This is a genomic window from Sphingorhabdus sp. M41, from assembly GCF_001586275.1.
Taxonomy (GTDB): domain Bacteria; phylum Pseudomonadota; class Alphaproteobacteria; order Sphingomonadales; family Sphingomonadaceae; genus Parasphingorhabdus.
On record NZ_CP014545.1, the window covers coordinates 1,317,118 to 1,330,972 of the forward strand.

Here is a 13,855-nt window from a genome sequence, read left to right on the forward strand (position 1 = left end):
TGGCAAAAGCTTCCAGACAGGACCGAGGGATGGGTGCAGTGAAAGCCGAAGAACTGGCAAACATATTGGCCGACCATAGTCTGTTTGCTGATTGTGACGAGGCCGAGTTGGCCGACTTGATATTGCGTGGGCATTTTGTGCAATATAAAAAAGGGGATGAATTAATAATGCAAGGCGATCCTGGAAACTCGCTCCTGATATTATTGTCAGGTAATGCGCGCACCAGCATGATCGCCAGCAATGGCTATGAAGTTGTTCTCGATTATGCGGAAGCCGGGCAGGTCCTCGGTGAAATCGCGCTACTCGACGGCGGCGAGCGGACGGCCAGCGTGACCGCCATCGAACCGACGTCGGCGCTTTCGATAACTCGGGAAGCCTTTGAAGAAATTCTGGAAAAACACAAAAGCATGGCGCTGCGGCTGCTGAAAGTCATGGCCAAGCGGATCCGCATGGCCAACAGCATGATCGAAGGTGATCGGGCGTATACATCTGGTCCACGGCTGGCACGCTATCTGTTGAGGCTATCGGTAGTCGGCGCAGAAGAAGGGCGGCTGAAGCTGGACCTGAGCCAGAGCGAACTCGGTAACTTTGCCGGGATGTCGCGTGAACATATTAATCGGCAGCTGTCCGCCTGGTCGGAAGGCCAGATCGTGGCAGTGGAGAGCGGAAAGGTCCGGATATTGGACCATGCGACGCTTTCCAATATAGCCGAAGCAGATTCTTGACGAAAATTGGCCTTTTGCGACCCGGGCTAATTATCGTCAAGAGTGACACCAAGCGGGTGTCAGGGGCAGTCGGATCCTCATCCGGCTGCCCCATTTCATTTTACAGCTGATAAAAAAAGGCAGCCAGATTGCTCTGGCTGCCTCTGTTTTTTGATGAAAGCCTGACTTAGGCGGCCTTGTCTTCTTTCTTATTCCGCTTGTCAGCAATCTTGGTGACATTGTCGCCCTTGTTAATGGCGATTGTCTGCGGCCGCATCGCTTCCGGAATTTCCCGGACCAGGTCGATCACCAGCAGGCCATCGGCCAGCTCGGCATTCTCGACGCGGACGAAATCGGCGAGTTCGAAGCGCCGTTCAAAGTTGCGGTTGGCTATGCCCATGTGCAGGAATTGCTTGCCTTCATGGTCTTCGGCTTGCTTGTTGCCGGCCACGAGCAGCAAATTTTGCTGGGCGGTGATTTCGATTTCATCGTCCTTGAAGCCGGCGACGGCGAGCGTGATCCGATATTGATCTTCACCGCTGCGTTCGATGTTGAACGGCGGGTAATTCTCGGATTGCTGCGCGCGAGCATTATTTTCAAGAAGGTCGAACAGCCGGTCAAAACCTACGGTCGAGCGGCGGTATGGGGTAAAGTCAAAACGGTTCATATCTATATCCTCTAAAATTGAGCAATGTAAATTTGGACCCGCAAATGCGGCATCCGGTTCGTTGCTGTGAAACCCGAATGGCGTCTCACAACAATAAAGATATGATCAAGCTGCTGGATTTCAAGAGGAAGAAAAAGACAAATTCACAAGGGCTTAGAAAATAATCAGCGCAAAAAAAACGCCCGGATGCCAATAAGCACCCGGGCGAAAATGGTGACGAAATAATTCGCCCCCTGTTTTCCCGTCCTATTCAACGCCGCGTGTCCCCCAACATTTGGCGGAACCGGAAGGGATCCCTGAACCATGACCCGTTAATCGAGATGTTTGATTCTGTAACCATCTCTGATCGACTGACATAAATTTGTCATGATAAATTTGGGCGTTTCAGAAGATTGATCACTGCTTGTGTCTTATCGGCAACAGCATATTTCCCACCATGCCACTTGCTTGCCCCGGCCAGCAACCGTAAAGGCAGGGAAACCTGATCCAAGGAAGTCGTCCCAAGTCATGCTCCTATCCCGTTATGAATGGGTCATCGCAAAACGCTATCTGTTGCCCGGCAAGGGGGAAGGATTTATTTTCCTCGTTGCCAGTATCAGTCTGGTCGCAGTCATGTTGGGCGTTGCCGCGTTGATCGTGGTGATGAGCGTCATGAATGGTTTCCGCGCGGAACTGTTTGACAAGATCGTCGGACTCAATGGCCATGCTGTTATCCAGGGCTATGGGGGCCGTCTGCCGGATTGGCGCGAGTTGCTTGAGGAAACCCGCGAAACCAAGGGTGTGGTCTCCGCGTCACCGATGATTGAGCAGCCTTTGCTGACTACATTCAACGGACGAGTCGAGGCAGTGCTGGTGCGCGGCATGCTGGTGCCCGACATATTGAACAATGACACGCTGGACGGAAAAACTGTGGCCGGAGATTTGTCGCGCCTAGAGCCCGGCGCCGGGCGCGTCGGTATCGGCAGCCGCTTGGCAACAACACTAGGGGCACAGGTAGGAAGCCGGATCACTGTTATCAATCCGCAGGGTCGGTCCACGCCGTTCGGAACGATGCCACGAGAGATTGCCTATGAGGTGGCCGCGATATTCGAGGTCGGTGTCTATGATTATGACAAGGCTTTGGTGATGATGCCGATGGAAGACGCTCAGACGTTACTTCTGCTGGGTGACCAGATCGGGATGATCGAGATCAAAACAGATGATGCTGACAATGTCGGGAAAATTATTGCACCCCTGGTGCCCAGGGTAGCTGATCGCGGCGTTATCACCGACTGGCAGACGATGAACGCTTCCCTGTTTGAAACGCTGCAGGTCGAGCGGGTGGTGATGTTCGTGATCCTGTCGATCATCATTTTGGTTGCCGTCTTCAACATATTGTCGTCGCTGATCATGTTGGTGCGCGCAAAAACCAGAGACATAGCAATCCTCCGCACCATGGGTGCGTCGCGAGCGTCACTGGTGCGGATTTTCGTCACTGTCGGAACCGCCATCGGCACGCTCGGAATAGCCGCGGGAATCGTGCTCGGCCTGATTGCGATATATTTCCGCCAAAATGTAATCAATTTCGTTCAGATCATCACCGGGCAAAATCTTTGGGATCCGTCGATCCGCTTTCTGACCGAGTTGCCGGCGCGGACCGATCCGATGGAAGTCGTCGGTATCGCCGGACTGGCATTATTATTCAGTTTTCTGGCGACTCTCTATCCCGCCTATAAGGCCGCCAGTACCGATCCGGTTCAGGTGCTTCGCTATGAGTGACAAGACAATCGAAAAAACCGTCGAATTGCGCGATGTGAAGCGCAGCTTTGTGCAAGGCGACGTCGTGATCGAGGTGCTTCGCGGCGTAAATCTCGATATCCATGCGAATGAAATAGTCGCGCTGGTTGGCCCCTCTGGTTCGGGAAAGTCAACTTTATTGCAGGCGGTCGGATTGCTCGAAGGCGGCTTCGAAGGATCGATCAAGCTCAACGGCGAAGAGACCGCACAATTGCCAGCAAGCGGCCATACGCGGATCAGGCGCGATTTGCTGGGTTTCGTATATCAGTTCCATCACCTGCTACCCGACTTTACCGCACTCGAAAATGTAGTGATGCCGCAACTGATTGCAGGGGTGAGCCAGAAAGCGGCCGAAGCACGAGCGGAAACACTTTTGCGCAGCCTGGGGCTGGGCGAGCGACTGGACCACAATCCCAGCAAATTATCCGGCGGTGAACAACAGCGCGTTGCGGTTGCCCGCGCTCTGGCCAACGCCCCAAAACTGGTGCTGGCCGATGAGCCCACCGGTAATCTGGATGAAGCGACAGCCGATTTGGTTCTCGCTGAATTTATCGCACTGGTGCGGCAGGAAGGCAGTGCTGCATTGATCGCGACGCATAATGAACGCATGGCCGCCAAAATGGATCGGGTCGTCCGGCTCCATGAGGGAGTTTTAACCTAGGTTTTTCAGGTCGAAACGAGATTGGCTTTGACTTTTTACGTGTGAGTATCAATCTGTGGGCGAGCAAAACCTAAAAAAACAAACGATGCGGGGCGCATATGAAGGTTACGGAATTTCAGGTGAAGCAAGCGGATGGTTCAATGGAGGACTTGTCCGCCCATCAGGGCAAAGTGCTTTTGATAGTGAACACCGCCTCGAAATGCGGGTTTACACCGCAATATGAGGGGCTCGAAAAACTGCACCAGGAATATCAGGACAAGGGTCTCGAAATACTGGCATTTCCCTGCAATCAATTCGGGAATCAGGAGCCTGGTGATGCCGAAGAAATAAAGAATTTCTGCTCGCTCAACTACGATGTCAGCTTTCCGTTAATGGGCAAGATTGATGTGAACGGCAATGATGCCGATCCACTCTGGAAATATTTGAAATCCGAAAAATCCGGTCTTCTCGGTTCCCGGATCAAGTGGAATTTCACAAAGTTCCTGGTCGACCGCGAAGGCAATGTCGTTGCGCGCTACGGTCCGGCGGTGAAGCCGGAACAGCTGAAAAGCGAGATTGAAGCGCTCCTGTAAGCGCCGCCGCCCGAGGCGATTGTTCGCCGCGATCAGATCCCGATCGTTTGAAACAGACGGGGGAACGCGATCCGAATTGGCGATCCGCCAACTATACTGTGGACAAATAGTCGATAGTTAAGATTCTGGTCACGGTCAGCATATGCAAGACCTTATTATCACGCTAGTCTGACGCCATGGTCCAAATCCCTTTCGTCCATCTTCGCGCCTTTTCTGCCTATACGATCCTCGACGGTGCGATGGAGCCGGCGGTTATCGGTGCTGCAGCAAAAGAGCGTGGTTTCCCGGCGGTTGCGCTTTGCGACAGGATTGGCCTTTTCGCTTCAATGGCTTTTGATGACGGCTGTCGTTCGCAAGGCGTGCAGCCCATCACCGGTTGCTTCCTCAGAGTTGCGCGACCGGGCAGCGGCGACCCGGCCAAGCCGGTTCTGGATTGGCTCGCACTCTACGCGCAGGATGCGGAGGGATATGAAAATCTCTGCAAGCTGGTCTCAGCGTCCCATCTCGATCGGCCCAACGAGCTGGAAGCGCATGTCGGGATGGATATGCTGGGAAATCACAGCGCCGGCTTGATCGCTTTGACCGGTGGCGGTGAAGGCGCGCTCGCCCGATTGATCGCGGAAGAACAGCAGTCGGAAGCCGAATCCTATCTTTCATTATTACAGGAATATTTTCCCGGACGGCTCTATATAGAACTGTCCCGCCGCGAAGATCCGGTCGAAATGGCTGCGGAATCCGGTCTCGTCACACTGGCTATGGATCGCGACATTCCTCTGGTCGCCACCAACCCGAGCTGTTTTTCCGATCCTGATTTTCACGAAGCCCATGATGCGATGAAATGTATCGCGCAGTCCGCTTATGTCGAAAATGGCGACCGCGAAAAACCATCCAAACATCTTTGGATGAAAAGCGCACTGGTGATGGAGGATCTGTTCTCCGACATCCCGGAAGCGTTACAGAACACTGTGGTCATAGCGCAAAGATGTGCATTCTCGCCGCCGAAAAGAGATCCGATCCTGCCCAGTCTGGCCGGCGATCTGGCGGGAGAGATCGAGCAATTGCGCCGTGATGCCACCGCTGGTCTCGAAGCGCGCCTGGCAATTCTGGACTTGTCGGACGAGGATGAGCGGAAAGTTTACTTCGACCGTCTGCAATTCGAGCTTGATGTGATCGTCAGCATGGGATTTCCGGGCTATTTCCTGATCGTTGCCGACTTTATCAAATGGGCGAAAGATCAGGATATTCCAGTCGGGCCGGGTCGTGGTTCGGGCGCTGGCTCGGTTGTCGCATGGGCGTTGACGATCACCGATCTCGATCCGATCAAACTCGGCTTGCTGTTCGAACGTTTCCTCAATCCGGAACGGGTTTCGATGCCGGATTTCGATATCGATTTCTGTGAAACCCGGCGCGGTGAAGTCATTCGCTATGTGCAGGAAAAATACGGCGACCGGCAAGTTGCCCAGATCATCACCTTCGGAAAGCTGAAGGCGCGCGCCGTGCTGCGCGACGTCGGCCGGGTGCTGCAAATGCCTTATGGGCAAGTCGACCGGCTGACCAAATTGATACCCAATCATCCCACCGATCCCTGGGATTTGAAGCGCTCGCTCAACGGTATTTCGGAATTGGCGCAGGAATATAAGCAGGCGGACGTGAAGCGGCTGTTTGATCTGGCCATGAAGCTCGAAGGTCTGCCACGACACAGCTCGACCCATGCTGCCGGCGTGGTGATCGGTGATCGCCCGCTGGACCAGCTGGTGCCGCTATACCGCGATCCACGCTCGGATCTGCCGGTGACCCAGTTCGACATGAAATTTGTCGAAAAAGCCGGGCTGGTGAAGTTCGACTTTCTGGGACTGAAGACTCTCTCCGTGCTGAAAAAGGGCGTCCAGCTGCTCGCAGAACGCGGCGTGGAAGTCGATCTGGATAGTCTCAGCTGGGAAGACGAGAAAGTCTTCGAGCTGCTTCAGCGCGGCGACACTGTCGGCGTGTTCCAGCTGGAATCGGAAGGCATGCGCCGCACGCTGGCGGCCGTGAAGCCGACCAATTTCGGTGATATTATCGCACTGGTTTCGCTCTATCGGCCAGGTCCGATGGACAATATTCCCCTGTTCGGCGACCGCAAGAACGACCGCGTCGAAATCGCCTATCCGCATCCGCTGCTGCAAGATATTCTCAAGGAAACCTACGGGATTTTTGTCTATCAGGAGCAGGTTATGCAGGCCGCGCAGATCATCGCCGGCTATTCGCTCGGCGAAGCAGATTTGCTGCGCCGGGCCATGGGCAAGAAAATCCAGGCGGAAATGGATGTCCAGCGCAAAAGGTTCGTGACGGGTGCCGCGGAAAACGGTTTGAACAGCGAGCAGGCCAATGAGCTGTTCGACTTGATCGACAAATTTGCCGGCTATGGTTTCAACAAAAGCCACGCTGCCGCTTATGCGCTGCTCGCCTATCAGACCGCCTGGCTGAAGGCGCATCACCCGCATGAATTTTACGCGGCCTCGATGTGCTTCGACATGCACCAGTCTGACAAGCTCAGCATCTTTGTCGACGATATGAAGCGGCTGGGCGTCACCGTATTGGGCCCCGCGATCAACAAGAGCCGGCCCAATTTTTCCGTCGAGGAACAGCCGGAAGCTTTGCTTGCCGTCCGCTATGCGCTGGCAGGTCTGAAAAATGTCGGCGAGAAGGCGATGCAGTCCCTGGTCGCCGAACGCGCCGAGGATGGCCCGTTCTCGTCGATCGAGGATTTTGCCAACCGGATTGACCCGCACGGCCTCAACAAGCGCCAGCTGGAAAGCCTTGCTTCGGCCGGTGCGTTTGATGATCTGGAACCCAATCGCGCCGCGATTTATGACGGCGCAGACATGATCCTGTCGGTCGCCAATAGCGCTGCCGACGCGCGTGAAAGCGGGCAGGGCGGCCTGTTCGGAGAAGGCAGCGCCGGCGGCGAAATGCAGGCGATACGATTGCCGGAGAACAGCAACTGGTCGCTCAACGAGGTCATGATCCATGAACGCGATGCCTTCGGCTTCTATTTCTCCTCGCATCCGGTTTCCCAGTTCCAGGCGGTTGCCGCTTCGCTAGGCGCGCAGACTTATGCCAGCCTTTGCAGTGGGGACCCGATTGGCGAAGGGATTCGCAAGCCGGCGGTCATGTCGGCGCTCGTCGAGAAAGTACGCTGGCGCGACAGCCGCAGGGGCAAGAGATTCGCGCTTTCCGACCTGTCGGACAGCAGCGGCCAGTTTTCCGCCAGTTGCTTTGATGAAGACCAGTGCAAGATTCTGGAAGAGCTCGCGCAGCAGGGCCGCTGCGCTCTGCTCAAGGTTGAGCTGGACCAGCAGTCGGAAGATGAAAATCCGCGTGTTGCGATCCGAACGGTTCAGCCGCTGGACGGACTGGAGAAAACGACCCGGACACGCATGGAACTGGAAGTCCATGATATCGCGGGATTGCATGAACTGACCAATTTGCTGGCGCCTTTGGTTGGCGGCCAGAGCGAACTGGTGGCGCTGATGGCTGGACCAGACGGCGACCCTGTTCAAGTCTGTCTAGGAAGGTCCTTCCGTCTGGATGCCGAAACCGTGGAGATGCTGGATCGGGTAAAAGGTATCTCCGGTGTCCGATTGGGCCCGGCCCGACCAATGCGGGTAGCGAAACCCAAATTAAGGCTTGTCAGCTAGCCCTAAACATACCAGAAACCGGCCAAATATAACTTATGTGGAGAGAAAATATGGCCGGTGCGATGCAAGCGAGTTCGCTCAAGATCACCAATCTGATCGATCATGCTGCAAGGGAGCATGGTGACCGCGAGATTGTCAGCTATTGGGCGGATGGCAATGTCACGCGCAGCAACTGGGCCGAAATCGGGCTTGAATCGCGAAAATTCTCTCAGGCATTGCAGCGGCTTGGAATGAAGAAAGGCGATCGGATCGCCACAATCGCCATGAATCACGCCCATCATCTGATCAGCTGGTATGGTTCGGCCGGTATCGGGGGCGTCCTCCATACGGTTAATCCGCGTCTGTTCGAGGAGCAGCTGGTCTATATCATCAACCATGCCGAAGACCGCGTCTTGCTGTTCGACAAAATGTTCGCGCCAGTCGTCGAAATGCTCAAGCCTCAGCTCAAATCGGTCGAACATTATATCCAGTTTGATGGCGAGAAAGGCGACTATCCTACATTTCGCGAGCTTGTTGATGCGGAAGACGGAGAATTCGAATGGGTCGATGTCGATGAAAATGATCCTTGTGGCCTCTGCTACACCAGCGGCACCACCGGCAATCCGAAAGGCGTGCTGTACGAGCATCGCTCGAACGTCATTCATGCGATTACCGAGGTGCAGCCCGATGTGATGGATCTGGCAACCCGCTCGGTGATGTTGCCGGTCGTGCCGATGTTCCACGCCAATGCCTGGGGATTGCCCTTTGCCTGTGCCGCGGTCGGTGCAAAAATGGTCTTTTCCGCCAGCAACGAAGCACAGGTATTATGGAAATTGATCCGCGAGGAAGGTGTCACCCATAGTGCCGGTGTGCCGACGGTCTGGCTGTCGATGTTTGCCGATATGGATGAAAATGGCGGTGACTATGGCAAATTGGGCGTGGTCGTGATCGGCGGCTCGGCCTGTCCCCGGTCGATGATCGAACGGTTGATGAAAAGCGGCATTCGCGTCGCCCATGCCTGGGGCATGACCGAGACATCGCCGATCGGAACAACCGGCGCGCTGCCGGCAAACTGGGACGAACTGAACTTTGATCAGCAGGTCGATATCATTTGCAAGCAGGGCAGGCCGCCCTTTGGCGTCGAATTGCGCGTGGTTGATGAAGAAGGCAATGTTGCACCGCGCGATGGCAAAACCAGCGGCACGCTCGAAATTCGCGGGCCATGGATCATCAAGCGCTATTATCGAGCGGATGAGGATGCCGTGGAAGATGATGGCTGGTTTGATACGGGCGATGTCGCCGTGCTGCATCCTGACGGCACTATGCAGATTACCGACCGGGCCAAGGATGTGATCAAGTCCGGCGGCGAGTGGATCAGCTCGATCGAACTGGAAAATGCCGCTGTCGGTTGTCCCGGGGTCGCCGAAGCGGCTGCGGTTGGCGTCTATCATCCGAAATGGGACGAGCGGCCTTTGCTGCTGGTGGTGCGCAAGCCGGGCAGCGATGTGTCGGAAACCGATGTGATCGAATATCTCGGCGACAAGGTTGCCAAATGGTGGCTGCCCGACGAAGTGAAATTTGTCGATGAGGTGCCGCACACGGCTACAGGCAAGATTCTGAAACGAGCGTTACGCGACGAATATCGGGAATATCAGCTGAAAAGCCTGGTCGAAGCTTAAAAAAGTTCAAACTGGCTGCCCTTGATTATCGGGCGCCGGAACAGATCGGTTCTGAGCTTGAGCTTGGCCTTGCCGACTCCGGCCTTGCGCGACGCGATGCCAATCCGGGTGCGGATCAGGTCGGCCCATGGGCCCTGACCACGCATGCGGCTGTGGAAATCGGGATCGTTGCGCTTGCCGCCGCGGATTTGCCGGACGATGCTCATCACTTTGGATTTCCGCTCCGGATAATGGCTTTCGAGCCATTGTTCGAACAGCGGTGCGACTTCATGTGGCAGGCGCATGGGGATGAAGGAGATGCTCGTGGCGCCCCAATCTGCCGCGGCAGCAACAATCGATTCAATCTCGTGATCGGTAATGCCGGGAACGACCGGTGCAATATTGACGTGCACATATATGCCGGCGTTGCTGAGGGCTCGCACAGCTTCCAGTCTCCGTGCGGGAGCGGGCGCTCTGGGCTCCAGCAAACGCGCCGTCTGTGGATCGAGAGTGGTGACGGAAATCGCCACTGCCGTGAGCTGTTGCGCGGCCAGCTGTGCCAGCAAGTCGACATCCTCGACCACGCGATTGGATTTGGTTGTAATCACCACCGGATGGAAAGTCTCCAGCATGACTTCCAATATCTGCCGGGTGATCTTGTAGCGTTTCTCGATCGGCTGATACGGGTCGGTGTTGGTCCCGATGGCAAGGCTGGCTGGCTGATAATTCGGTTTGGCAAATGTCTGGCGGATCAAGTCCGCAGCATTGGGTTTGGCGAACAGCTTGCTTTCGAAGTCGAGCCCGGGGGACAGGTCATGATAAGCGTGGGTAGGCCGCGCGTAACAATAGACGCAGCCATGTTCGCATCCGCGATAAGCGTTGATTGACCGGTCAAACGGCAGGTCGGGTGACTGGTTGTAGCTGATGATCGATTTGGGATATTCGATCGTGACGTCGGTTCTCAGCTTGGCGGCGCCGTCTCCGATAATGTCTCTTTCATCCAGCCAGTCGCCGTCGATCTCGCGGTCCTGAAGATTGAACCGTTGCGATACTTCGTTGGATGGCGCACCCCGGCCTTTTCTTGCGTCTGGATATATTCGGCTTTTGTCGCGCATTCGTTCTTCATACCATGAGAACATATAAAGAACAAATGAATTGAATAGCTATTTTTCAAGTAGCCTGGGGATCAGTTCGACAAAATTGCAGGGCCGGTGGCGGCTGTCGAGCTGCGTATCCAATATGCCGTCCCAGCCATCTTTGACCGCGCCATTGGAGCCCGGCAGCGCAAATATATAGGTGCCGCGTGCGACCACGGCGCACGCGCGGGATTGCACAGTGGAGGTGCCGATTTTGGCAATGCTCAGATAGCGGAACAATTCGCCGAACCCGGGAATATCCTTGTCCTTGACTGCATTAAGCGCTTCCGGGGTAATATCGCGGCCAGTCAAGCCGGTGCCGCCGGTGGTGATGATGACATCGACCTGTTCATCGTCAATCCACTGGTGGAGCTGCGCGACAAGGATGGACTTTTCGTCTCTCAACAGGTTGCGATAGAATAATATATGGCCCTTTTTCTCGATCCGCTCGGCCAATATGTCGCCCGACGTGTCTTCTTTTGGCGTGCGTGTATCGGAAACGGTCAGCAACGCGATATTGATCGGCTTGAAGGTCCGGCTTTCGTCAATCGGCATGGCTGTTCTCCGCTTTATTGCGACGGGAAGAATAGCTTAGTCCGTCGCGCTTTTCCAAGTCATAAAGAATAGGGGTTTTCGAAGGTTAACTATCCGTCTAATCGCAATAGTCAATGTCGAGTGTTCCGGATCTCACTGCTGTAATTTTGGGCCTCATTCTTGCTGCCTGGCTCGGTGGTGCCGCTTGGGCAATTTGGACGGGCCTGGCGATGAAGGCCAGGGCGGAGTCCACCTTGCGTCAATCCGGCAGATTGGGGCGATTGCTCGAAACATCTCCTGCTTTGCCACTGCTGGTGCGATCAGACGGCAAATTGGAGGCTTCCCAACGGCTGATGCACTGGCTTGGTTTCGATCACCTGCCTGCGCATATTTCAGAATTGCACGAAGAATCCCGCGGGATGATCCGACAGGATCTCGATGCTCTGATGAAGGATGTCAATCTTGCCCAAAAAACCGGAAACAGTTTTGTTCGGGCCATTAAAATTGTCGGTTCGGACAAGTCCCTGCTGATCCGTGGCGGACTGGCGGATCAGAAGATTGCCCCCAATGGCAGCGCTCTTTTATGGGTTTTTGATGCCACCGACAGCGAAGGGCAGATAGCGAAGCTACGCGAGGAAAACGAAGCGGCACGCGCGGCATTTGATGCGCTCTCTGCCTTGATTGAGGCAGCGCCGGTTCCGATGTGGCACCGATCTCCAGATTTGCGCCTGACATTGGTCAACAGCGCTTATGTTGCCGCTGTCGATGCCGCCAATGGCGAACAGGTGATTGCCAAGGGAATCGAGCTGGTGGAACCGGTCGATGGCTTCAGCCCGGCACATGCCGCGGCCCGTGCGCGGGATAGAGGTGAGCCACTCGAACGGATCGTTGCGACGACGGTGGGCGGTGAACGACGCATGATGCAGGTGGTCGACGTGCCGCTGGGTAAGCCGGGCATTGCTGGCTATGCGATCGATATTCAGGAACTGGATGATGCGCGGCGGGAACAGCGACGTTTCGGTGAATCGCAGCGTGACATGCTCGACAAGATTTCCGCCGGCGTGGCCCAGTTTGGTCCGGACAAATCGCTGAGATTCTGCAATCTGCCGTTCCAGCGCATTTTTTCCATGCGTCGGCAATGGATAGCGGAGCGGCCGGAATTTCCGCGTGTTCTGGACCGCATGCGCGAAATGAACCGCCTTCCGGAGGTCCGTGATTTTCCGGAATGGCGCGAAGAACGAACCGGCTGGTTTCAGGCCACCAGAGCAAGTGAGGAAAACTGGTTGCTGGCCGATGGTACCCACCTCAGGGTGCTCGCCAATCCGACACCGGACGGTGGATTGCTGGTCATTTTCGAAGACCGTACCGAACAGGTCCAGCTGGCGAGCGCCCGCGATACCTTGCTCAGGGTCAGGACAGCGACGTTCGACAATCTGTTCGAGTCCCTCGCGGTGTTCGCAGCTGACGGCAAGCTGAACATCTGGAACCATCAATTTGCTAATAATTGGGGTCTCGATGAAACCGACCTTAGCAAGCATCCGCGGGTGGATTCGCTGATGCAGAAAATGGCGGGGCAGTTGAAACAGCCAGCCCGCATTTCGGAAGTGCGGGAAATGGTGCGCAGCGCGACGACCGAGCGGCAGCAGAAGGGCGGACGTCTCAACTTCGCCGATGGCCGGCGGTTTGAATTTGCCGCGATTCCCTTGCCCGATGGCAATGCGCTGTTCACCATGCTCGATATTTCGGACAGCTACCGGATCGAACAGGCGCTGCGCGAACGCAACGAGGCGCTGGTCGAGGCCGACTCGATAAAGGGCAGTTTCCTGTCCAACATGAGCTACGAATTCCGGACTCCGCTTACCTCCATCGGCGGTTTTGCGGAGCTTCTGGATCAGGGCATTGCCGGACCGCTGACCGATAAGGGCCACGAATATGTGCGCGCCATCCTGCAGTCGGTCAAACGTCTGGGCAACCAGATCGAAAATGTTCTCGATCTCAGCCAAAGCGAAGCCGGCGCGCTGCCGATAGCCAAGGAGAAGGTCAATCTGAAGAGGATGATCGAGGATATAGCGGGCCATTTCGCTGACGATGCTTCCGCCAAGGCGATCGGTGTGGAGTTGCAACTGGATGAGAAGCTTGGCTCGGCGATGGCTGACAAGAAAAGGCTGACCCAGGCCATTTCGCAAATTGTCGACAATGCGATCAAATATACCAACGAAGGCGGGCGGTTGCTCATTCACGGATCCGGGGATGTGAAGCAGGCTCTGATCCACATATCGGACAATGGCCCCGGGATGACCGCCGGCGAGCAGTCCAAGGTCTTTGACAGTTTCGCCCGGTCTCGGGACCAGAAGGCCAATCAAAAAGCGGGCGGCCTCGGGCTACCGCTGGCGCGCCAGTTGGTCCGCGCCCATGGCGGTGACCTAACCCTGACCTCCGAACCCGGGCAGGGTACGCTGGTCACCCTGCATCTGCCGCGGCAATGAGA

At 55.8% G+C, this 13,855-nt stretch carries 10 protein-coding genes; 7 read left to right on the plus strand and 3 right to left on the minus strand.

What is annotated here, in order from left to right:
* Positions 1-29: 29 nt before the first annotated feature.
* The gene (locus tag AZE99_RS06305) at positions 30-725 is read left to right on the plus strand and encodes a Crp/Fnr family transcriptional regulator (RefSeq protein WP_067198981.1); all 696 of its coding nucleotides are present in this window, start codon (positions 30-32) and stop codon (positions 723-725) included.
* A gap of 166 nt (positions 726-891) precedes the next feature.
* On the opposite strand, the gene AZE99_RS06310 is transcribed toward AZE99_RS06305, so the two are convergent.
* Positions 892-1,371, minus strand: coding sequence for an Hsp20 family protein (locus AZE99_RS06310; RefSeq protein WP_067198983.1), 480 nt, complete (start codon positions 1,369-1,371; stop codon positions 892-894).
* Positions 1,372-1,878: 507 nt separating this feature from the next.
* Between AZE99_RS06310 and AZE99_RS06315 the strand changes: the two genes are divergently transcribed.
* From AZE99_RS06315 to AZE99_RS06335, 5 genes are all read left to right on the plus strand, one after another.
* Entirely contained in the window at positions 1,879-3,129 is a 1,251-nt protein-coding gene (locus tag AZE99_RS06315) for a lipoprotein-releasing ABC transporter permease subunit (protein WP_067198985.1), read from the plus strand.
* Positions 3,122-3,808 (plus strand): ABC transporter ATP-binding protein, encoded by a 687-nt coding sequence (locus AZE99_RS06320; protein WP_067198986.1) that lies wholly within the window; start codon positions 3,122-3,124, stop codon positions 3,806-3,808. Before AZE99_RS06315 ends, AZE99_RS06320 begins: the two co-directional genes overlap by 8 nt.
* A gap of 98 nt (positions 3,809-3,906) precedes the next feature.
* Positions 3,907-4,380, plus strand: coding sequence for a glutathione peroxidase (locus AZE99_RS06325; protein WP_067198988.1), 474 nt, complete (start codon positions 3,907-3,909; stop codon positions 4,378-4,380).
* Positions 4,381-4,556: 176 nt separating this feature from the next.
* Positions 4,557-8,060: a DNA polymerase III subunit alpha gene (gene dnaE / locus AZE99_RS06330; protein WP_067198990.1), complete on the plus strand. Its 3,504-nt coding sequence runs from the start codon at positions 4,557-4,559 to the stop codon at positions 8,058-8,060.
* A 50-nt stretch (positions 8,061-8,110) separates the two neighbouring features.
* Entirely contained in the window at positions 8,111-9,718 is a 1,608-nt protein-coding gene (locus tag AZE99_RS06335) for a long-chain fatty acid--CoA ligase (protein WP_067198991.1), read from the plus strand.
* Here the strand turns inward: AZE99_RS06335 and AZE99_RS06340 are convergent.
* Together AZE99_RS06340 and moaB are read right to left on the minus strand one after the other, a co-directional pair.
* A complete protein-coding gene (locus tag AZE99_RS06340; protein ID WP_067198993.1) occupies positions 9,715-10,812 on the minus strand; it encodes a PA0069 family radical SAM protein in 1,098 nt (365 codons plus the stop codon). The two genes, AZE99_RS06335 and AZE99_RS06340, sit on opposite strands and share 4 nt — an antisense overlap.
* A 48-nt stretch (positions 10,813-10,860) precedes the next feature.
* On the minus strand, positions 10,861-11,388 hold the full coding sequence (gene moaB / locus AZE99_RS06345; RefSeq protein ID WP_067198994.1) for a molybdenum cofactor biosynthesis protein B: 528 nt from the start codon (positions 11,386-11,388) through the stop codon (positions 10,861-10,863).
* A gap of 233 nt (positions 11,389-11,621) precedes the next feature.
* Between moaB and AZE99_RS06350 the strand changes: the two genes are divergently transcribed.
* Positions 11,622-13,853: a sensor histidine kinase gene (locus AZE99_RS06350; protein ID WP_335339236.1), complete on the plus strand. Its 2,232-nt coding sequence runs from the start codon at positions 11,622-11,624 to the stop codon at positions 13,851-13,853.
* Positions 13,854-13,855: the final 2 nt, after the last annotated feature.